This is a genomic window from Pacificoceanicola onchidii, from assembly GCF_004804335.1.
GTDB classification, from domain to species: Bacteria; Pseudomonadota; Alphaproteobacteria; order Rhodobacterales; family Rhodobacteraceae; genus Pacificoceanicola; species Pacificoceanicola onchidii.
This window is the reverse complement of sequence record NZ_SRXY01000001.1, coordinates 715,258-733,823: the sequence shown is the minus strand read 5'-3', so window position 1 is coordinate 733,823 and position 18,566 is coordinate 715,258. Positions and strand designations below refer to the sequence as shown.

General features: G+C 60.3%; 23 protein-coding genes and 1 tRNA gene. 18 read left to right on the top strand and 6 right to left on the bottom strand.

Annotated elements, in window-relative coordinates:
• Window positions 1-56 precede the first annotated feature (56 nt).
• From E4662_RS03585 to E4662_RS03570, 4 genes are all read left to right on the top strand, one after another.
• The gene (locus tag E4662_RS03585) at window positions 57-671 is read left to right on the top strand and encodes an SH3 domain-containing protein (RefSeq protein ID WP_168797880.1); all 615 of its coding nucleotides are present in this window, start codon (window positions 57-59) and stop codon (window positions 669-671) included.
• 43 nt (window positions 672-714) lie between these two features.
• Window positions 715-1,548 (top strand): SDR family NAD(P)-dependent oxidoreductase, encoded by an 834-nt coding sequence (locus tag E4662_RS03580; protein ID WP_136439873.1) that lies wholly within the window; start codon window positions 715-717, stop codon window positions 1,546-1,548.
• Window positions 1,549-1,626: 78 nt separating this feature from the next.
• Window positions 1,627-1,827, top strand: a complete 201-nt coding sequence (locus E4662_RS03575; protein ID WP_136439872.1) for a twin transmembrane helix small protein — start codon at window positions 1,627-1,629, stop codon at window positions 1,825-1,827.
• A gap of 1 nt (window position 1,828) precedes the next feature.
• Window positions 1,829-2,404 (top strand): cob(I)yrinic acid a,c-diamide adenosyltransferase, encoded by a 576-nt coding sequence (locus E4662_RS03570; RefSeq protein WP_136439871.1) that lies wholly within the window; start codon window positions 1,829-1,831, stop codon window positions 2,402-2,404.
• A gap of 4 nt (window positions 2,405-2,408) precedes the next feature.
• Here E4662_RS03570 and E4662_RS03565 read toward each other — a convergent pair whose 3' ends face one another.
• Together E4662_RS03565 and E4662_RS03560 are read right to left on the bottom strand one after the other, a co-directional pair.
• The gene (locus E4662_RS03565) at window positions 2,409-2,960 is read right to left on the bottom strand and encodes a pseudouridine synthase (RefSeq protein ID WP_136439870.1); all 552 of its coding nucleotides are present in this window, start codon (window positions 2,958-2,960) and stop codon (window positions 2,409-2,411) included.
• Entirely contained in the window at window positions 2,960-3,409 is a 450-nt protein-coding gene (locus E4662_RS03560; protein ID WP_136439869.1) for a nucleoside deaminase, read from the bottom strand. The genes E4662_RS03565 and E4662_RS03560 overlap by 1 nt, the downstream gene beginning before the upstream one ends.
• A gap of 81 nt (window positions 3,410-3,490) precedes the next feature.
• On the opposite strand from E4662_RS03560, the gene E4662_RS03555 reads away from it, so the two are divergent.
• The 7 genes from E4662_RS03555 (at window position 3,491) to E4662_RS03525 (ending at window position 9,955) form a co-directional block, all read left to right on the top strand.
• Window positions 3,491-4,312 (top strand): pseudouridine synthase, encoded by an 822-nt coding sequence (locus E4662_RS03555; protein ID WP_136439868.1) that lies wholly within the window; start codon window positions 3,491-3,493, stop codon window positions 4,310-4,312.
• Between the two features lie 94 nt (window positions 4,313-4,406).
• Entirely contained in the window at window positions 4,407-4,607 is a 201-nt protein-coding gene (locus tag E4662_RS03550) for a hypothetical protein (protein ID WP_168797879.1), read from the top strand.
• Window positions 4,608-4,613: 6 nt separating this feature from the next.
• Entirely contained in the window at window positions 4,614-5,444 is an 831-nt protein-coding gene (locus E4662_RS03545; RefSeq protein ID WP_136439866.1) for a hypothetical protein, read from the top strand.
• A 186-nt stretch (window positions 5,445-5,630) separates the two neighbouring features.
• Window positions 5,631-6,518, top strand: coding sequence for a 5-bromo-4-chloroindolyl phosphate hydrolysis family protein (locus E4662_RS03540; RefSeq protein WP_136439865.1), 888 nt, complete (start codon window positions 5,631-5,633; stop codon window positions 6,516-6,518).
• Between the two features lie 39 nt (window positions 6,519-6,557).
• Complete coding sequence (locus tag E4662_RS03535; protein WP_136439864.1) at window positions 6,558-7,757, top strand: toxic anion resistance protein; 1,200 nt, start codon at window positions 6,558-6,560, stop codon at window positions 7,755-7,757.
• A gap of 5 nt (window positions 7,758-7,762) precedes the next feature.
• Window positions 7,763-8,737, top strand: a complete 975-nt coding sequence (locus E4662_RS03530) for a DUF2927 domain-containing protein (protein WP_136439863.1) — start codon at window positions 7,763-7,765, stop codon at window positions 8,735-8,737.
• A gap of 114 nt (window positions 8,738-8,851) precedes the next feature.
• A complete protein-coding gene (locus E4662_RS03525) occupies window positions 8,852-9,955 on the top strand; it encodes an SPFH domain-containing protein (protein ID WP_136439862.1) in 1,104 nt (367 codons plus the stop codon).
• Between the two features lie 42 nt (window positions 9,956-9,997).
• On the opposite strand, the gene E4662_RS03520 is transcribed toward E4662_RS03525, so the two are convergent.
• The gene (locus tag E4662_RS03520) at window positions 9,998-11,365 is read right to left on the bottom strand and encodes a cytochrome P450 (RefSeq protein WP_240705106.1); all 1,368 of its coding nucleotides are present in this window, start codon (window positions 11,363-11,365) and stop codon (window positions 9,998-10,000) included.
• Between the two features lie 101 nt (window positions 11,366-11,466).
• On the opposite strand from E4662_RS03520, the gene E4662_RS03515 reads away from it, so the two are divergent.
• The 3 genes from E4662_RS03515 to tuf all read left to right on the top strand — a co-directional run bounded on the left by E4662_RS03515 (window position 11,467) and on the right by tuf (window position 13,895).
• Window positions 11,467-12,036, top strand: coding sequence for a hypothetical protein (locus E4662_RS03515; protein WP_136439861.1), 570 nt, complete (start codon window positions 11,467-11,469; stop codon window positions 12,034-12,036).
• Window positions 12,037-12,095: 59 nt separating this feature from the next.
• Window positions 12,096-12,629, top strand: coding sequence for a hypothetical protein (locus E4662_RS03510; protein WP_136439860.1), 534 nt, complete (start codon window positions 12,096-12,098; stop codon window positions 12,627-12,629).
• A gap of 90 nt (window positions 12,630-12,719) precedes the next feature.
• On the top strand, window positions 12,720-13,895 hold the full coding sequence (tuf, locus tag E4662_RS03505; protein WP_136439844.1) for an elongation factor Tu: 1,176 nt from the start codon (window positions 12,720-12,722) through the stop codon (window positions 13,893-13,895).
• Window positions 13,896-14,460: 565 nt separating this feature from the next.
• On the opposite strand, the gene E4662_RS03500 is transcribed toward tuf, so the two are convergent.
• The 3 genes from E4662_RS03500 to E4662_RS03490 are packed head-to-tail and all read right to left on the bottom strand — an operon-like array spanning window position 14,461 to window position 15,241.
• Window positions 14,461-14,691, bottom strand: a complete 231-nt coding sequence (locus E4662_RS03500) for a hypothetical protein (protein ID WP_136439858.1) — start codon at window positions 14,689-14,691, stop codon at window positions 14,461-14,463.
• A 44-nt stretch (window positions 14,692-14,735) separates the two neighbouring features.
• A complete protein-coding gene (locus E4662_RS03495; RefSeq protein ID WP_136439859.1) occupies window positions 14,736-14,966 on the bottom strand; it encodes a hypothetical protein in 231 nt (76 codons plus the stop codon).
• A gap of 44 nt (window positions 14,967-15,010) precedes the next feature.
• Complete coding sequence (locus E4662_RS03490; protein ID WP_136439858.1) at window positions 15,011-15,241, bottom strand: hypothetical protein; 231 nt, start codon at window positions 15,239-15,241, stop codon at window positions 15,011-15,013.
• 649 nt (window positions 15,242-15,890) lie between these two features.
• Here E4662_RS03490 and E4662_RS03485 point away from each other — a divergent pair.
• From E4662_RS03485 to secE, 4 genes are all read left to right on the top strand, one after another.
• A complete protein-coding gene (locus E4662_RS03485) occupies window positions 15,891-16,733 on the top strand; it encodes an HTD2 family dehydratase (RefSeq protein ID WP_240705105.1) in 843 nt (280 codons plus the stop codon).
• Window positions 16,734-16,747: 14 nt separating this feature from the next.
• The gene (locus E4662_RS03480) at window positions 16,748-17,965 is read left to right on the top strand and encodes a CoA transferase (RefSeq protein ID WP_136440241.1); all 1,218 of its coding nucleotides are present in this window, start codon (window positions 16,748-16,750) and stop codon (window positions 17,963-17,965) included.
• A 108-nt stretch (window positions 17,966-18,073) separates the two neighbouring features.
• Window positions 18,074-18,149 (top strand) — tRNA-Trp (locus tag E4662_RS03475).
• A gap of 120 nt (window positions 18,150-18,269) precedes the next feature.
• Window positions 18,270-18,470 (top strand): preprotein translocase subunit SecE, encoded by a 201-nt coding sequence (secE, locus tag E4662_RS03470; protein WP_136439857.1) that lies wholly within the window; start codon window positions 18,270-18,272, stop codon window positions 18,468-18,470.
• Window positions 18,471-18,566 lie beyond the last annotated feature (96 nt).

Genomic DNA, 18,566 nt, shown 5'->3' with positions numbered 1-18,566 from the left:
GCGAGGGATTCTCACGGTTTGTCGGGTGTATGGGGCACCTTTGGGGGTATGTGGCGATGATGCGCGTTTTCGTGATCACTTTTGGTGTGTTGGGTTGGGCTTGGTACGAGTTGTCTGGCGGAAGTGCGTTTGAGCCCGGTGACAACTCGGTTGCCTTCCTCGCGCCGCCCGTCGAACTCGAAACCCGCCAGCCCGAACGCGTCGCGCAAGTCAGCACCCGTTCAACCCCGGAAATCACGCCTCAGGTAACGCGTACGTCTGGCATGGGGACCGGTTTGGCCTCCGTTGCGCATCTGCGCACATCGACGCCGGTTCGTCTGGACATGGGGGCCGAAGAGGTTGCCGTTGAGGATACGGATGACAACGCGGTGCAGCTGATCGTGACGGCGCTCCAGCAAGGGGCGGATACCGTGGCGACGATCGAAACCGCGGCAACGGGCACCGGCTCGATCAATGTGGTCTCCAGCATCGACTATCGCTTTGTCACAGGGAACGTTGTGAACCTGCGCAGCGGCCCGGGGACAAATCACGGCGTGGTGACGCGCCTGTTCCAGGGCGAAGAGGTCGAGGTTCTTCAGGACGATGGTACGGGCTGGATCAAGCTGCGCGCCATGGCCGGGAACAACGAAATCGGCTGGATGTCGGGCAGTTTCCTGACTGCATCCAACTGAACCGGCTCTTTCGCGGACGGATCGTCTGCGCTACCTCCGCTGTATGAGCCAGAAAACCATTCTCATCACAGGCTGCTCGTCAGGTATCGGTCTTGACGCGGCCCGAACCATGAAAGCGCGCGGCTGGCGCGTTTTCGCGTCTTGCAGGCAGGAAGCGGATTGCGACCGTTTGAAAGGCGAGGGGTTTGACAGCCCCCAGATTGATTACGCGGACAGCGAAAGCATCGCGGCCGGGTTATCGGACGTTATGGCGCAGACCGGCGGAACGCTGGACGTGCTGTTCAACAACGGCGCCTTTGCTACGCCGGGCGCCCTGGAAGACCTGCCAACGGACGGGTTACGCCGCAATTTCGAGGCCAACGTCTTTGGCTGGCATGAGCTGACGCGCGCGGTCATTCCGGTCATGCGGGCGCAGGGGCATGGGCGGATCATCAATCATTCTTCGGTGCTCGGGCTTGTCTCGCAACCCTGGCGGGGTGCTTATAATGCCTCGAAATACGCCATCGAAGGGCTGACCGATACGCTTCGGCTGGAGATGGCGGATACGCCAATACACATCGTGACGCTGAACACCGGGCCGGTGACGTCGAAGATCCGGGTCAACTCCATTCCGCATTTTGAACGGTGGATCAACTGGAAGGCGTCGCCGCGTGCGGATCAGTACGAGGCAAAGCTGCTCAAGCGGCTTTACGAATCGCGCGGCCCCGATCCGTTTGAATTGCCACCGTCGGCGGTGAGCAAGAAGCTGATCCATGCCTGCGAGGCCACTCGTCCAAAGCCACGGTATTACATCACGACGCCCACCTACATCTCGGGCATCGCGCGGCGGGTTTTGTCGACGCGGGGTCTGGATTGGCTGCTCAGCCGCGGTAGATGATCCTGCGTCTATACGAACTGTTCGCTTTTCCGCAAAAGACAGCTATGTGAACGGAAAAGCTTCTGGCAGGAGACACGCGTGTTCCAGGATCCCCTTTTTCTTGTCGTCGGCGCGGCCATGCTGGCCGTTGTCGCCATCTTGCTGTTTGGTATCGGCGCTTTTGCCAAGGGCGGTGAATTCAATCGCAAGAACGCCAACAAGGCGATGCGCTGGCGGATCATTGCGCAGTTCATTGCGGTTGTTCTGATCTTGTTGTTCGTTTGGCTGCGGAGGAGCTGAGATGGTTGTCCTGAGCAAAATCTATACCCGGACCGGGGACAAAGGGGACACTGCGCTGGGCAATGGCAATCGCGTCCCCAAGTATGACGCGCGTGTTTCGGCCTATGGCACGTCCGATGAGTTGAACGCCTGTCTCGGCATGGCGCGGCTGCACGCGGAAGGGGAGACCGACGCGGCACTCGGGCGCATTCAGAACGATCTTTTTGATCTGGGGGCTGATCTGTGTAGCCCGGATCGCGACAAGGATGCGGAGGCGGAATACCCGCCGCTTCGTATGATCGCGGCGCAGGTTGAGCGGCTGGAAGCCGAGATCGACGTCATGAACAAAAGTCTGGAGCCGCTGCGCAGTTTCATCCTGCCCGGTGGGTCGGCCCTGTCGGCGCATTTGCACTTGTGCCGGACCGTGGCGCGGCGCGCGGAACGTCTGGCGGTGGAACTGGCGTCGGTCGAGGACGTGAACCCCGACGCGGTGAAGTACCTCAACCGTTTGTCGGACTGGTTCTTTGTCGCGGCCCGTATCGCGAATGACGATGGCCGCGCCGATGTGCTCTGGGTCCCGGGCGCAACGCGCGAATAGGCGGCTACTGGCCTGCCAAACGCCACTCTCCCAAGGCCAGCCCATCAAGGCTCCAGCCGCCGACCGACCAACGCACCAACCGCAGGCAGGGCAGACCCACATGCGCCGTCATCCGGCGCACCTGCCTGTTTCGACCTTCGGTGATGGTCAGCTTCAACCAGGCATCCGGCACTGACTTGCGATACCGGACCGGGGGGTCACGTTCCCATAGGTCCGGCGCCTCGATTTCTTCGCATTGCGCCGGGCGCGTTGGCCCGTCTTTCAGCGTTACACCTTGGCGGAGTTGGTCAATTTGCGCGGCGCTTGGCGTGCCTTCCACCATGACCAGATAGGTCTTGGGTTTCTTGAATTTCGGAGAGGAGATGCGCGCCTGCAGCTTGCCGTCATCGGTCAGCACCATCAGCCCTTCGCTGTCCCTGTCCAGCCGCCCTGCTGGATAAACCCCTTTGAGGTCGATGTAATTTGACAGGGTCGGGCGGGGGCTACCTTCGGTTCCCTTGTCGGTGAACTGAGACAGCACGCCGAAGGGTTTGTTGAACAGAACCACGCGCGCCATCAGCGGCGTGCCTCGAAAAAACCGCGGAGCAGCTGCGAGGATTCCTGCTCGGCAAGCCCCTCATAGACTTCCGGCGCGTGGTGGCACTGCGGATGTGAGAAGACCCGCGCGCCGCTTGTGACGCCGCCGGATTTCGGATCGGAGGCACCGAAATAGAGCCGCCGGATTCGGGCAAAACTGATCGCGCTGGCACACATAGGGCAGGGCTCCAGCGTGACGTACAGGTCATGATCCGGCAGGCGTTCCTGCCCCAGCGCGGTGCAGGCGGCGCGGATCGCCAGAATCTCGGCATGGGCTGTCGGGTCATTCAACTCGCGCGTGCGATTGCCTGCCTCGCCGACGATGGCTCCATCGGCAGAGACAACCACGGCTCCCACCGGAACCTCGCCGCGCGTGGCGGCGGCGCGGGCTTCATCAAGGGCGCGGTCCATGTATGACGCAAACTTCATGGGCGCGGTGATAGCGCGTTCATTTGGGCGGGGAAAGCGGTAAGGATTTGACAGGGGCCGCGAATAGGATAGAGCAGCGGCATGTCAGACAAACCCAGCACAACCCCGCCCGGCGATCGCATCGCAAAGGTCATTTCACGCGCCGGCGTCGCATCGCGGCGTGAAGCGGAGCGGCTTGTGGCCGAAGGGCGGGTTTCGGTGAACGGCGCGGTGATCGATAGCCCGGCGCTGAACGTGACTCAAAAGGATCGGGTCATGGTGGATGGCAAATTGCTGGCCCCGCCCGAAGAGCCGCGCCTTTGGCTGTACCACAAGCCCGTGGGTCTGGTGACGACGAACAAGGACGAGCAAGGGCGCAAGACGATCTTTGACGCGTTGCCAGAGGAGTTGCCGCGCGTGATGAGCGTCGGGCGGCTTGATTTGAACTCGGAAGGCTTGCTGTTGTTGACCAACGACGGCGGGATCAAGCGCAAACTGGAATTGCCTTCGACCGGCTGGCTTCGCCGGTACCGCGTGCGGGTCAATGGCAGGCCGACGGATGAGGTTCTGGAGCCGCTGCGCAAGGGCATCGAGGTTGACGGGCAACGCTTTCAGCCGATGACTGTCACGCTTGACCGGCAGCAAGGCGCAAACGCCTGGCTGACGGTTGGCCTGCGCGAAGGCAAGAACCGTGAAATCCGCCGCGCTATGGCGGACATCGGCCTGACCGTGAACCGGCTGATCCGGGTCAGCTATGGGCCGTTTCAACTCGGCCAGCTGAAGGAGGGCGCCGTTGAAGAGGTGCGGCGCAAGTTGCTTCGCGACCAGCTTGGCCTTGACCTCGGCAAACCCGAAGGCACCGCGAAACCGCGCCCCAAAACCGGCGGCAAGCCGCAACGCAAGCGGGCCCCCAAGCACCGGTAATTGTGGCGCGAACTTGGTAATCAGGACTTAACTATTCTCTGAAATTCCCGCCCCTTGCCGCGTTTTTGCCCGGATTCGCGAAGAGTTTGTCATCATGATGATGACGTTACTGACACTTGCGATTCTGGCACTGTCGACTTTCCTCGCACTCGCGGGGCTGCGCATGGTTGCGCAGGATACGTTTCACACGCTCTCCCATGCGGCTGACAGAGCGAAACGGTCCGGCGTTCTGATCCCCCGCGTCTCCTTTCTGTTCCTCTGGGTCATGATCTTTGGCCTGAGCTACATGTGGTGACAGGTCATGAAACAGCTCTTCCGCAATCCGATTCACAAGGACGCCGCCAGCCTTGACCCCGGCCTGAACATCCTGTTCCTCGCGGCTTTTCCGCTTGTGCTTTGGCTGTTTCGCGATACCAGTGGCGCGGTCCTTGTCGCTGTTGTGGAGGTGGCTCTGTTCGCCTTTGCCCTCCGCCTGATTTCCGCCGGTCACCGAATTCAGCGTGAATACGAAGAGGCCGAAGTGGCTTATCGTCCGCGCCTGCCGCGCAAGGTGGTGGGATCGTTGCTGATCGGTGTGATGGTTGCGGTTCTGGCCGGAATGCACTTCAGCAACGCGATTCCGCCACTTCTTTTGGGCGCTCTGGCTTTTGGATTGGGTCTTTCCGCGTTCGGGATTGATCCGATGCAGGACAAGGGCCTCGACAATCCCGAGGTGCTCGCCCGGCTCGAAGCGGCGGACTACGTCGAGCTTGTGAATGACACGTTGATCGAATTGTCCGAGCGGGTAGCCGTTCTGGGCGATGCGGAAATGACGCTCAAGACAGACGCAACCCGCAATATGGCCTCTCGCGTGGTCAAGGCATTGTCGGGAAGCCGTGAAGATCTGCGCCGGCTGCGCAAACCAGTCGACAAGTTCGTGGAAATACTCAGCACGGAAATCGGCCGTTTGGAAGTGGATCTGGGTGGCGAGACCGCCGCCTTCGCGCGCCGCCGGTATCTGGCCAAGCTCAAGGTTCTGGCAGACAGCTTTGAAGAGCGTGCACGCCGGAGTGGTGTCAAAGCGGGCCGGGATGCTTTCGATATGGAAGCAGACATGCTGATCGGGCGTATGCCGCAAGAAAATGCGGCCTGACGAAATCTTTGCTCACTTCCCCCCTGCTTCCCCCTAGCAAGTGCAGGGTTTTGCCCTTAAGTTTTCGGCAATAGACGCACCATTCGGGGGTTTCATGTCCACAACGGCCCTGCAAAAAATTACATATGTCCTCCTGATCGTTCTCCTGTTCGGGGTTGTGACCGGCTGGCTCGGAGGGCTTTGAGCGTGGCTCAGAAATTTGGCGGAAAATACAGCCCTGACGGGAGCACCGTAATGCCTGAGGACCGGCCGGGTCCTTCAGCCTACAAAGGCGCGACGGTCGATCCCGTCGGCGCACGCTCCAACGTCATGTTCGTGCCGCCCATCGTGTTGGCGGCCATGTCGCTGAACGATGGCGCCATTGGCTTGGCCACGGGTTTGGTCGGAGCCGGGGCGTTGCTCTTGGGGGCGTGGCTGCTTCGTGATGGTCTCAGGGCGCAGGCCGCCTATGACGAGCGCCGCGTGTCGCGCCGTCCGGGCATCCCGCGCAAGATCTTCGCCGCCGCCTTCTGCGGGATCGGCGCTGCGATTGCGGTCTACAAAAATGATCCCGGGCTGATTGCACCGATGATCTTTGGGGCTGCTGCGGCTGTGCTGCACATTGGTGCATTCGGACTTGATCCCTTGAAAGACAAAGGCATGGAAGGGATCGACACCTTCCAACAAGACCGTGTGGCCAAAGTGGTGGATGAAGCTGAAGCGCATCTGAATGCCATGAGCGACGCCATCAAGCGAGCCGGGGACCGACAGGTCGAGGCGCGGGTTGAACGGCTGCAAATCAAGGTGCGCGAGATGATCCGGACGGTCGAGGAAGACCCGCGCGATCTGGCCGGTGCCCGTAAGTTCCTCGGTGTTTACCTGATGGGCGCGCGCGATGCGTCGGTGAAATTTGCGGATGTCTATTCGCGTACGCAGGATCGGGGTGCAAAATCCGATTACATGATGCTGCTGACAGATCTTGAAGAGAGCTTTGGCAAAAAGACCGAGAAGCTTTTGCTTGATAACAACGCGGATCTGACCGTGGAAATTGACGTGCTGCGGGATCGGTTGCAGCGCGAGGGTGTCCGTCTCTGAGCGAGACGGTTTAATCATAAAAAAACAGGGGGACCCCCAATGTCCGAGAACGTTCGTCAAAAGGCCGAAGCCGCGCTGGCTCAGGTTGAGGAAGTCAACGCGGTTGTTTTGCCGGAGCCGATTGAAGCCAATGCCGTGGTGCCGCTCGCCGAAGCCACCGCCGAGGTGGGTGAGGAAATCCGCACGCGCATGGACGAGATCGACATGGGCGATACCAACTCCATCGTGTCCTTCGGCTCTGCTGCTCAGGCCGAATTGCAGGAAATCTCGCAGGCGATGCTGACCGATGTGCGCAACAAGGACGTCGGCCCGGCCGGCGACAGCCTGCGCGGTATCGTGACGACCATTCGCGGCTTCTCGGTTTCGGAACTGGACGTGCGCCGCGAGCGCAGCTGGTGGGAAAAACTGATCGGTCGCGCCGCGCCGTTCGCGAAGTTCACCGCGCGCTTCGAAGAAGTGCAGAGTCAGATCGACCGCGTGACGGACAATCTTCTGGAGCACGAGCACAAGCTGCTGAAGGACATCAAATCGCTCGATCTTCTCTATGAAAAGACCCTCCAGTTCTATGACGAACTGGCGCTGTACATTGCGGCGGGTGAAGAGAAGCTGAACGAGCTCGACACCAAGGACATTCCAGCGGCCGAGGCCGAGGTTCAGGCAGCTGCCGAGGGCGACCAGATGATCAAGGCGCAGGAACTGCGCGACCTGCGCGCCGCGCGCGATGATCTGGAGCGCCGGGTGCATGACCTGAAGCTCACCCGTCAGGTGACCATGCAGTCGCTGCCGTCGATCCGACTGGTTCAGGAAAACGACAAGAGCCTCGTGACCAAGATCAACTCGACGCTGGTGAACACCGTGCCGCTGTGGGAGACGCAGCTGGCTCAGGCGGTCACCATTCAGCGCAGCGCCGAAGCGGCTGCAGCCGTGCGCGACGCCAATGATCTGACCAACGAGCTACTGACCTCCAACGCCAAGAACCTGCGCGACAGCAACAAGATGATCCGCGAAGAAATGGAACGCGGTGTCTTCGATATCGAAGCGGTCAAACAGGCGAATGCGGATCTCATCGGCACCATCGAAGAGAGCCTGCAGATCGCGGACGAAGGCAAGCGCCGCCGCGCCGAGGCCGAAAAGGAGCTCAAGCAGATGGAAGCAGATCTGCGGGATACGCTTGCCAGCGCCAAGGCGCGCAAGGACGGCGTGGGTGACAACGCAGCGACTTCCGTTCCGGCAAGCTAAAGACCGTGTTGCGGGGCAAGAGATGGGTCGCGCTTGTCGCGGCCGCGGCGCTCGCAAGCCTTACGGCTTGTGACTCCCCTTCGCTTGCCCCGTCAAAAACCAGCGTCAAGCCGCAGACGCGCCCGGATGTTGAGCCATCGGTGGACACGGCCCCGGATATCACGGCTTCCCCCGCGAGTGTCGCGCTGCAACGGTATTATACGCGCGTGCAAAGCGATTTGCTGGTTCGGGGGCTGTTGCGCACCGATGGCGGCGGGCCGGACACGCAGTTCACAGACACCATGCTCGCGCGCACCTTCGAACAGATTGCCTTGGCCGAAGAGTATGAGCGCGGCGCTGGGCTGACCCCGTCTCGGGGCGAGCTGGGTGCGGTCAAAAAATGGGTCAAGCCTGTGCGCATGGCGGTGGAGTTCGGAGACCGGGTTCCGCAGGATCAGATCGCCGAGAACCGCGCCTGGGTCGCAGGCTATGTCCAGAAACTGGCGCGCATCACCGGGCATCCGATTTCCATGTCGTCGCCGGGTGCAGCGAACTTTCATGTCCTGTTCATGTCCGAAGACGACAAGGCGGAGATCAAGCCGCGCATTCGTGCGCTTGTGCCGGATGTGAATCCGGCGTCACTGGCGCTGTTTGATACGCTGCCGCGGTCAATCCACTGTCTTGTGATCGCTTTCTCGGAGCAGCCGAATGGCTATGCCTATGGTGAGGCGATCGCCATTATTCGGACCGAACACCCGGATCTTTTGCGCCGCTCCTGCATCCACGAGGAAATTGCGCAGGGCCTTGGGCTGGGCAATGACGATCCGCGCGCGCGCCCGTCGATCTTCAACGATGATGACGAGTTTGCACTTCTGACGCGGCATGATGAGATGCTGCTCAAAATCCTGTATGATCCCGAGTTGAAGCCGGGCATGGGAGCAGACCAGGCCCGCCCGATCGTGCGGCGCAAGGCGGCGGCCCTTTTGGGGGGAGAAAGCTGAGGCTCTTCCCCGTGAACAGAAATTGAACCCGGATGTTGGCGTTCACATATAGGTGAACATGGGCCAAGGTGCGGGGAGCGAGCGCCGCAAGGCGCGCAATGAGAGGATAAAAGCATGGGTATTCTGGATTTTCTGTCAGGCCAGTTTATCGACGTCATCGAGTGGACCGACGATACGCGGGACACGATGGTTTTCCGCTTTGAGCGGGAAGGCCACGAGATCAAGTACGGCGCCAAGCTGACCGTCCGGGAAAGCCAGGCGGCGGTGTTCGTGCATGAAGGGCAAATGGCGGATGTGTTCACGCCGGGCCTCTACATGCTCGAAACAAACAACATGCCGATCATGACGAATCTGCAGCACTGGGACCACGGCTTCAATTCGCCGTTCAAGTCCGAAGTCTACTTCGTCAGCACCAACCGCTTTACGGATCTCAAGTGGGGCACCAAGAACCCGATCATGTTGCGTGATCCGGAGTTTGGCCCCACGCGCATCCGGGCCTTTGGTACCTACACCATCAAGGTTGCCGATCCGGCGCTTTTCATGCGTGAGATTGTCGGCACCGATGGCGAGTTCACCATGGACGAGATCAGCGGCCAGATCCGCAACATCATCGTGCAGGAGTTCTCCAACGCGATTGCCAAGGCGGGCATCCCGGTTCTGGACATGGCGGCGAACACGTCAGAGGTTGGCAAGCTGATCGCGCAGGCGATTGATCCGGTGATCGCGGGCTACGGTCTGACCTTGCCGGAGCTCTATATCGAGAACATCAGTCTGCCGCCTGCTGTTGAGAAGGCGCTCGATGATCGGACGAGCCGCGGCATTCAGGGCAACCTGGATGATTATATGAAGTACAAAGCGGCTGACGCGATGGCCGCCGGTGGTGGTATGACCGAAGGCATGGGCATGGGCATGGGTGCGGCCATGGGCATGCAGATGGGCCAGCAGATGGGCGCGGCCGTTGCGCCGTCCGCAGGCGGGCAGGGCGCGGCCGTTCCGCCGCCTCCGCCGGTCGAGCATGTCTGGCACATTGCCGAGAATGGCCAGACCAAAGGTCCGTTCAGCAAGGCTGATCTGGGCCGCATGGTCTCCAGTGGCGAGTTGAAGCGCGAAACGCATGTCTGGACGCAAGGTCAGGACGGTTGGAAGCGCGCCAACGATGTGGCCGAGCTGGCGCAGCTCTTTACCGTGATGCCGCCGCCCCCGCCGCCGCCCGCATAAGCGGACTTATGAGATGCGCCGGGCCCCTCAGCCCGGCGTTTTTCATTTCGCCAGAGGCTCTGCTTCGAGCCAAACACCGCCTTCGGGCCTGAGCGTCAGGATCATGACGGGCTCTGGCTGCCGCCCTTTCACGGATTTGAAGCGGAAGTTGGCGAGCAGGGTGGCCAGCACGATCACAGCCTCCTGAATGGCAAAACTGGCCCCGATGCAAATGCGCGGCCCGTCCCCAAACGGCAGATAGGCGTAGCGATCCGGCTTGCCCGCCGCCCAGCGGGAGGGGCGGAATGCATCTGGTTCGTCCCATAGCAGCGCATTTCGATGCAGCGCGTAGATCGGAAGGATCACGGTGTCCCCCTTGCGGATTTCGCGCCCGCACAGGGTGTCATCCGCCATCGCGGTTCGGGAAATCATCCCGGCAGGCGGATAGAGCCGCAGCGCCTCGTCCACGATGTGGCGGATCATGGGCAAGCGATCCAGATCTTCATCGGTGGCCACACCGCCGGACACAACAGACAGGACTTCTTCGCGGGCCTGTTCCTGAACCTTGGGATCAAACGCGAGCAGGTACAAAGACCATGCCAAAGTGAGCGCGGTCGTCTCATGGCCCGCAACGATGAAGGTCAGCAGGTTGTCGCGCAGCTCGGCCACGTTCATCTTGCGCTTGGTTTCCGGGTCTTCTCCGGCCAGCAAAAGGTCCAGTAGGTCAGGCACCCCGGTCACGTCCCGGCGCGCCCGATCCTCAATGGCGCTGTCCGCGACGGATTTCATTTGCTTGACGGCCCCGGCCGAGAACATCCGCCCCGGTCGCGGCAACCAGTCGGGAAAGCCCAGCAGATCGAAGAGCGAGATTTTCCCGGCCTCGGAGATATAGTCATCAATCGCCCCATGCACGGCGTTGCGGTCAAAGCCCTGATCCCCGGAGAAGGTGACATCAGAAATGACATCAAAAGTCAGGCTGACCATTTCATCCAGGAAATTCACCGCCCGGGGACGCGCCGCATGAATGCGCTCGACCGAACGCAGGGCCGCATCGCTCATGATCGGCGCGAGGTTCATCATGTTGCGATGGCTGAACGCGGGGGCGGCCGCCCGCCTCTGCCAGCGCCAATGTGCGCCTTCGGCAATAAAGAGTGACTCGCCAATCGCAGGGCGCAGAAGGTTCTTGGTGACCACGGATTTCGGATAGTCGTCGAGCTTCTCCAGCAGAACCTGCCGGTTGCCGCCGGGATCCATCAGCATGTGCCAGCGTTTGCCGGTTTTGCCCGACAGGATCGGCTGGCGCGTCGCCACCTGGGGAATGATGGACAGCACATTGCGCCGAGAAGCTTGCAGGCTTTCCCAAAGCCCCATGGGCCGCGTGACCAGCGGCACACGAACAGGTAGGGGGCGAGCAGGATCATGCATCGTCATATGTCAAACCTAGCGGGTAATCGGACCGAGGCAACGGCGGTTGATTGCATGTCACGGGAATTCGGCGTTAACTGGCCGAAGCCAAACTCTGGGGGGATGGAATGATCCGATTGATTGCCGCCACGTTGTTGCTCGCAGGCCTTGCCGCCTGCTCCGAGACACCGGCCGACCTGTCCAAACCGGTTGTTGATCTGGGGGACTTCAAGCTGGGCCATGCGGAAGTGGTCGCGCCCAACCTGCAGCAGTTGTTGGTTTCCCGGGACGCGACTGAAGAAGAGTGGATCAAGGTGGTCGATGATGCTCTGGAAGAGCGTTTTGGCCGGTACAAAGGCGATCAGTTCTACCACATCGGCGTGAGCGTCGAGGCCTATTCTTTGCCGCCGCCGATTGTGCCGGGCAAATCCGCCCTGGCGTTGAACGTGACGCTCTGGAACGACGCAACCCAGTCCAAGATGAACGCCAAACCCAAGACGATCCATGTCATCAAGGTGTTCGAATCGCGCTTGTCGAAGGACAGGGCCGCCCAGATGCGGGGGCTTGCCCAAGAGGCGGCACTCCTGATTGAACGCTGGATGCGCGAAGAGCAGGAGGCCAAGGGGTGGTTTGGTGGATTGCCCGAGCCTGTGCCCGAAGCCGAGGTTTCCGACGCGGCAGACGCAGCAGCGGGTTGACGCTTATCGGCGTCTCCCATAACGGTGGCGAAATTACCAAATCGTGAAGGAAATTTCGCATGCCTTTGTCCCGTCGTGCCGCGCTTGTAGGCGCTGTTGCTCTTGTTCTGTCCGGCTGTGCCGCTCCGCTTGTCGAAGAATCCGTCCAGGACCAGATCATCGTTCGCAACATCTCGGTTGATGTCAGCGGGTACGAGGGAATCAAGGGGCGCTCCATCACGGTGTCTCAGGAGCGGTTGAAGGCGGATCTGGACGCAGGCCTTGCGCTACAACTCCAGCCGCAAGCTTCTGGAAACACGGATGTTTCCGTTCTCGTTACCAAGGTTTCCCTTGTCTCCCCGGGCCAAGCCGCGCTGCTGGGTGGCAACAGCACGATCAAGGCGACGGTGTCCGCGCGGGACGGCAAAGGCGCGATTGTTCTGGCGCCTACCGAGATTGTGACCGTCTCGGAGCAGCTGCGTCTTGGCGGGTTGATGGGTGCGATGATGACCCCGAAAGCCGAGGATGATTATGCCTTTACGGTTTCCGGGTTTGCCAAGGCTGTGCGCAAGCGGCTGCTCGGCAAGGAACCTTTGAAAGTGGTGGACAACTGATACTTGATTTTCCGCGCGCAACCCAATAAATGGCGCGCGATGAAACCCCGGGCCGAAGTGCGGCCCCAAAACCGTGAGGCGTCTGAAGAGATGGCAAAGGAAAAGTTTGAACGCGGCAAGCCGCACTGCAACATCGGCACGATTGGTCACGTTGACCACGGCAAGACGACGCTGACGGCGGCGATCACGAAGTACTTCGGTGACTTCAAAGCCTACGATCAGATCGACGGCGCACCGGAAGAGAAAGCCCGTGGCATCACCATCTCGACCGCACACGTCGAGTACGAAACCGAAGCACGTCACTACGCACACGTCGACTGCCCCGGCCACGCTGACTATGTGAAGAACATGATCACCGGTGCCGCGCAGATGGACGGCGCGATCCTCGTTGTGAACGCCGCTGACGGCCCGATGCCGCAGACCCGTGAGCACATCCTGCTCGGCCGCCAGGTGGGTATCCCCGCCATGGTCGTGTTCCTGAACAAAGTTGACCAGGTCGACGACGAAGAGCTGCTCGAGCTCGTCGAAATGGAAGTACGCGAACTGCTGTCCGAGTACGACTTCCCGGGCGACGATATTCCGATCGTTGCAGGCTCCGCTCTGGCAGCCATGGAAGGCCGTGACAACGCGATCGGCGAAGACAAGATCAAGGAACTGATGGCAGCTGTGGATGAGTACATCCCGCAGCCCGAGCGCGCTGTTGACCAGCCGTTCCTGATGCCGATCGAAGACGTGTTCTCGATCTCCGGCCGCGGTACCGTTGTGACCGGCCGTGTTGAGCGTGGCGTGATCAACGTGGGTGACGAGATCGAGATCGTGGGTATCCGCGACACCTCGAAAACCACCTGCACCGGCGTTGAAATGTTCCGCAAGCTGCTCGACCGCGGTGAAGCAGGCGACAACATCGGCGCGCTGCTGCGCGGCGTTGACCGTGACGGCGTTGAGCGTGGTCAGGTTCTCTGCAAGCCGGGCTCCGTGAACCCGCATACCAAGTTCGAAGCCGAGGTCTACATCCTGACCAAGGAAGAAGGTGGCCGTCACACGCCGTTCTTCGCGAACTACCGTCCGCAGTTCTACTTCCGCACGACGGACGTGACCGGCACGGTTCAGCTGCCCGAGGGCACCGAAATGGTTATGCCGGGCGACAACCTGAAGTTCGGCGTTGAGCTGATCGCTCCGATCGCCATGGAAGACGGCCTCCGCTTCGCGATCCGCGAAGGCGGCCGCACCGTGGGTTCCGGCGTTGTTGCGAAAATCATCGAGTAATCTGGACGCGTTTTTCTAAAAACGCTGTCCGGTGGCGGCAGACGAGTTTCTGTAAGAAACTCTGTCGAGAGCCACTCGGTTGAAGAAAAAGAAGGGCGTCTCCGAAAGGAGGCGCCCTTTTCTTGTTTGGCGGACTGTCATCAGGAGTGTGAAAGGCCGCTTGGTTTAGTCAGTACAGCTCGATCCCGTCTTTCCGGAGCAAGCTCCGAACGAGGTTTCGTTTCAATCCCGATGAGCGGTCAGACTGGATGATCGCCATGAGAATGTGGGATTGCTTGCGTTCGAGCGAAGACAGATCAGCTTGGGGGGCGTACGTCTGTATCTGATGAAGGATCTCCGCAGACGGCGGGGAGGGATGTGTGTCGCCAGCCTGGGCGCTCATCGGTAGAAGCAGAATTATACTGAGAAGTGTTTGTTTCGTTGCGCAAAATACCATTGTTTTTGCGGACGGTATGCCTGGTTCTGGTTGGCGTCAATTGCCTGCGCGAAATTATGGCTGCGGCGTTTTTGCAGGTTGGAACACCACGCGCCGGGGAGAGCGACACGTGGTGTTCGAGTTGCAAGATCACTTCAGGAACGTGCGGACGTTGAAGCGTTTTTCGCCTTCGTTGTCGCTCGACTGGATGATCGCAACGAGGTGGTCGGCGTCGGCTGCGGTCAGACCAGAGAGGTCAGCGGTCGGCGCGTAGTTCTGGATGGTGTGCAGCTCGGATACGGAGGGGCCTTCGGTCATTGCGGAGGCTGCGCCAGCGAAGGCTGCGGTTGCGACGAGAGCGGATGCGATGATGCGTTTCATTGTGTGTTTCCTTTTGAGTTTGCTTGGGTTCGAGATTTCGGTGATCACTTCAGGAACGAGCGGACCTTGAAGCGCTTTTCGCCTTCGCTGTCGCTCGACTGGATAATTGCGACCAGCTGATCGGCTTTGACTGCGGACAAGCCGGAGAGATCCGCGCCGGGGGCGTAGTTCTGAATGGTGTGCAGTTCGTTGGCCGTCGGGCTTTGAGTCATGGCGGACGCCGCGCCAGCGAAGCCAGCGGTTGCGATAAGGGCGGATGCGATGATGCGTTTCATGATGGTTTTCCTTTGAGTTTGGTTGAGGTTTGGTTGTTCGACGATCACTTCAGGAACGTGCGGACGTTGAAGCGTTTTTCGCCTTCGTTGTCGCTCGACTGGATGATCGCAACGAGGTGGTCGGCGTCAGCTGCGGTCAGGCCCGAGAGGTCAGCGGTCGGCGCGTAGTTCTGGATGGTGTGCAGCTCTGACACGGAGGGGCCTTCGGTCATTGCGGAGGCTGCGCCAGCGAAAGCTGCGGTTGCGACGAGAGCGGATGCGATGATGCGTTTCATTGTGTGTTTCCTTTGTATGTGTGGGGCGAGGCCCGTTTTGCTTTGGTTTGCGTCAGGACCGTCGCCTGACTGAAATCAAGTAAGGAAGCGTTCTGTGCGTTTTGAAATCACGAAGTAATATCAACATGCTCACGGATTTGTGGGCTTGAAGTGTTAAGCCGAAACCCGGGTTCTGTGCGTCAGTGAACATGAAAGGTGCAGGGCAATAAAAACAGGTGCCTGGATGGAGGAAGTCCGCTCGCAGCCTGTCACGCGGCGGCGAAGTGCTGCTGTGCGAAATCGGCTCTCACATCTATTTGTTTGGGATTTTTTGTGAGTTGTTTCAGGACTCTCCCGCTGCCGTGACCGGGACTTCATCGAATCCAGCGATAATCGAAGGGTCCGAAGCGTTCGAACCAAGGGCAAGTGAGCGGGGTTTGCCCTGAGAAAGGCTGCGCAAGGTGGGGCTGCGACAAAATGGCAATCTGCCTTTCTGCAACGCAGCTTCTGCGTGTGCAGCATGCAGCAAGTTCGGATCACTCAAGGATTAAATGAAACCGCACGCGGTCGCATACCGGATCGGTATACTGTTGCATCCTGATAAGTATATAAAAACATTTGATTTTTTGTAATTCCTGCCGCTTTCAATTGGGGAAAGAGGGAGGAAAGCATGGATCAGATCAATCTCATCGCCTGGACTGGGCGCCGTGCGGTTGAGCACGGTGGCCTTGACGCGCGGCAAGCTGCAATGATGCATGCCACGCTTGGCCGGGCTGGAGAGGCGGAACCGCAGCACGGCGATTGTCTTCCCGCGTTGTGGCACTGGGCGGCGTTCCCGCCGGTCGCGCCGATGGAAGAGCTTGGCTTGGACGGGCATCCAAGACCTGGTGGGTTTCTTCCGCCGATGCCTGCCTCTCGTCGAATGTGGGCGGGCGGATCTTTGCAATTCCATGCGCCGCTGCATGTGGGCGAGACGATCACCCGGCAATCTGTCATTCGTGAGGTCGTCGAGAAAGACGGGGCGGCAGGCAAGATGGTGTTTGTCACCGTGGATCATCGGATCAGTGGGGAAACCGGGCTGGCGATTTCCGAGCAGCAGGACATTGTCTACCTGCCTATGCCGGACCGCTATCAGCCGCCGAAGACAAAAGCCCTGCCCGAAGCACCGGTTCTCACGGACAAGGTAGAGGCCTCCGAAGTCCTGTTGTTTCGCTATTCCGCGTTGACCTTCAACAGTCACCGAATTCATTACGACCAAGCTTACGCGCAATCGGTCGAGCATTATCCGGGGCTGGTGGTCCACGGTCCCTTGCAGGCCACCTTGCTGATGGCGGCGGCTGTCGCACACAAGGGGCGGGTGCCGAAAGATTTCCACTATCGCGGCGTGCATCCTGTGTTTGCCGGTTCCGTTGACGTGATGGCGACGGAAGAGGACGGCGTTCTTTCCCTGTGCACCGGGCAGGACGGGCATCAGGGCATGCAGGCAACTGCCATTTGGGAGGAAACGCTGTGAGTATCCTGTCCGGAATGCGCGTGGTCGAGGGGTCGGCCTTTGTTGCGGTGCCGCTTGCGGGGATGACATTGGCCCAAATGGGGGCGGAGGTGATCCGCTTTGATCGGATCGGGGGCGGTTTGGATGCGAAGCGCTGGCCGGTCGCGCCGGATGGGCAAAGCCTGTTCTGGCAAGGGCTCAACAAGGGCAAGAAGTCTATCGCCGTCGATATGAAGTCTCCCGAGGGGCGCGAATTGGTGACGCGGATTGTCACCGCGCCGGGGGATGATGCCGGGCTTTTCCTGACCAACCTGCGGGTGCGGGGCTGGATGGACTACGACACGCTGTCTCGCCACCGCGAGGATCTGATCATGGTGGCTCTCACGGGTGATCGTCATGGCCGGCCCCAGGTGGATTATACGGTAAACCCGGCCTTGGGCATTCCGCATATGACTGGCCCGGTGGATGGGGATCCTGTCGCGCATGCTTTGCCCGCTTGGGATATCGCAGCGGGCAATATGGTCGTCTCGGCGCTTCTGGCGGCGGAGAGGTACAGGCTGCGGACTGGGCAGGGGCAGGACGTGGAGTTCTCTCTCAAGGACGCAGCGGCGGCGACCATTGGGCATCTTGGCATGATTGCCGAGGCGCAGCTGACCGGACAATCGCGCCCGAAGGCCGGAAATGCGCTTTTTGGGGCCTATGGGCAGGACTTTGTCTGCGCGGATGGCCAGTGGGTGATGATTATCGGTCTGACGGATCGCCAATGGTCCGGCATTGTCAAAGCGACGGAGACAGGAGAGGCGATGGCCGCCTTGGAGGCGGAAGCCGGGCTTTCCCTGCGTGCAGAGGGTAATCGCTGGGCGCTGCGAGATCGGATCACGGGTATTCTGAATGACTGGTTTGCCGCGCGGCCCATGGCGGAGGTGGCGCAGGTTTGTGACAGCTTTGGTCTGACATGGTCGCCTTTCCGAACCATGCCCGAGGCGCTGCGCGATGATTCCGATCTGGGGCCGGACAATCCGATGTTCGAAATGATGCATCATCCGGGTGTTGGATCGTACCCGGTTCCGGGCTCTCCCATGAACTTCTCTGCGTTTGATCGGCAATCGCCGGTGGCAGCGCCGATGCTTGGGCAGCATTCAGAAGAGATTCTGGCCGAGGTGGCCGGGTTGGACGGCGGCGAAATCGCGCGACTCTTTGATAAGGGCATCGTCGCGCAATCAGCAGAGCCGGGACAGCGCAACGCGGCGTGACGGGACCTTTATCACCGGGAGTACAAGGAAAGGGCAAAATCCATCCGGGTCTTGCCCATTTCCCGCTTGCAAAGGGCAAGCGCCTTTCGTAAACGGACACCCGGCCTTAGGGGTATAGCTCAGCTGGTAGAGCGACGGTCTCCAAAACCGTAGGTCGCGGGTTCGAACCCTGCTGCCCCTGCCACTTCCACCGTTTCGACAAAATCACAGCTGCCCGGAAGGCGCGCTGGCAGGGTTGTAATTTGCCAAGCGCGCGCGTAGATACGCCGAGCATCGCGACACTGAACAAAGGCAGCCTCTCGACATGGCCCGCACCGTTAATCCGCTCAAGTTCATTCAGGAAGTCCGCGGCGAGGTTGCCAAGGTTGTTTGGCCGACACGCCGTGAAGTTGTCCTGACGACCATCATGGTCTTCATCATGGCGGCGCTGACGGCTGTTTTCTTTGCCTTGGTGGATATTCTGATCCGCGCAGGGTTGCAGGGCGTTCTGACGTTCTTTGGATAATCTGCCTGCCGCCGCCCCTTGAAATCGGGCGGGCATGGCGGTACGGACAGGCTAGAGTTTGAAGGGCGTGCATCGATTCGAGTTGCACGCCACTTT

Excerpts from the sequence above, each read along its gene's own strand:
- E4662_RS03585 (WP_168797880.1), top strand. The coding sequence starts at position 57 with ATGATGCGCGTTTTCGTGATCACTTTTGGTGTGTTGGGTTGGGCTTGG.
- E4662_RS03500 (WP_136439858.1), bottom strand. The coding sequence starts at position 14,691 with ATGAAACGCATCATCGCATCCGCTCTCGTCGCAACCGCAGCCTTCGCT.
- secE (WP_136439857.1), top strand. The coding sequence starts at position 18,270 with ATGGCCCGCACCGTTAATCCGCTCAAGTTCATTCAGGAAGTCCGCGGC.
- E4662_RS03495 (WP_136439859.1), bottom strand. The coding sequence starts at position 14,966 with ATGAAACGCATCATCGCATCCGCCCTTATCGCAACCGCTGGCTTCGCT.
- E4662_RS03565 (WP_136439870.1), bottom strand. The coding sequence starts at position 2,960 with ATGGCGCGCGTGGTTCTGTTCAACAAACCCTTCGGCGTGCTGTCTCAG.
- E4662_RS03480 (WP_136440241.1), top strand. The coding sequence starts at position 16,748 with ATGCGCGTGGTCGAGGGGTCGGCCTTTGTTGCGGTGCCGCTTGCGGGG.
- tuf (WP_136439844.1), top strand. The coding sequence starts at position 12,720 with ATGGCAAAGGAAAAGTTTGAACGCGGCAAGCCGCACTGCAACATCGGC.
- E4662_RS03515 (WP_136439861.1), top strand. The coding sequence starts at position 11,467 with ATGATCCGATTGATTGCCGCCACGTTGTTGCTCGCAGGCCTTGCCGCC.
- E4662_RS03535 (WP_136439864.1), top strand. The coding sequence starts at position 6,558 with ATGTCCGAGAACGTTCGTCAAAAGGCCGAAGCCGCGCTGGCTCAGGTT.
- E4662_RS03560 (WP_136439869.1), bottom strand. The coding sequence starts at position 3,409 with ATGAAGTTTGCGTCATACATGGACCGCGCCCTTGATGAAGCCCGCGCC.
- E4662_RS03550 (WP_168797879.1), top strand. The coding sequence starts at position 4,407 with ATGATGATGACGTTACTGACACTTGCGATTCTGGCACTGTCGACTTTC.
- E4662_RS03520 (WP_240705106.1), bottom strand. The coding sequence starts at position 11,365 with ATGACGATGCATGATCCTGCTCGCCCCCTACCTGTTCGTGTGCCGCTG.
- E4662_RS03580 (WP_136439873.1), top strand. The coding sequence starts at position 715 with ATGAGCCAGAAAACCATTCTCATCACAGGCTGCTCGTCAGGTATCGGT.
- E4662_RS03485 (WP_240705105.1), top strand. The coding sequence starts at position 15,891 with ATGGATCAGATCAATCTCATCGCCTGGACTGGGCGCCGTGCGGTTGAG.
- E4662_RS03510 (WP_136439860.1), top strand. The coding sequence starts at position 12,096 with ATGCCTTTGTCCCGTCGTGCCGCGCTTGTAGGCGCTGTTGCTCTTGTT.
- E4662_RS03555 (WP_136439868.1), top strand. The coding sequence starts at position 3,491 with ATGTCAGACAAACCCAGCACAACCCCGCCCGGCGATCGCATCGCAAAG.
- E4662_RS03525 (WP_136439862.1), top strand. The coding sequence starts at position 8,852 with ATGGGTATTCTGGATTTTCTGTCAGGCCAGTTTATCGACGTCATCGAG.
- E4662_RS03545 (WP_136439866.1), top strand. The coding sequence starts at position 4,614 with ATGAAACAGCTCTTCCGCAATCCGATTCACAAGGACGCCGCCAGCCTT.
- E4662_RS03570 (WP_136439871.1), top strand. The coding sequence starts at position 1,829 with ATGGTTGTCCTGAGCAAAATCTATACCCGGACCGGGGACAAAGGGGAC.
- E4662_RS03490 (WP_136439858.1), bottom strand. The coding sequence starts at position 15,241 with ATGAAACGCATCATCGCATCCGCTCTCGTCGCAACCGCAGCTTTCGCT.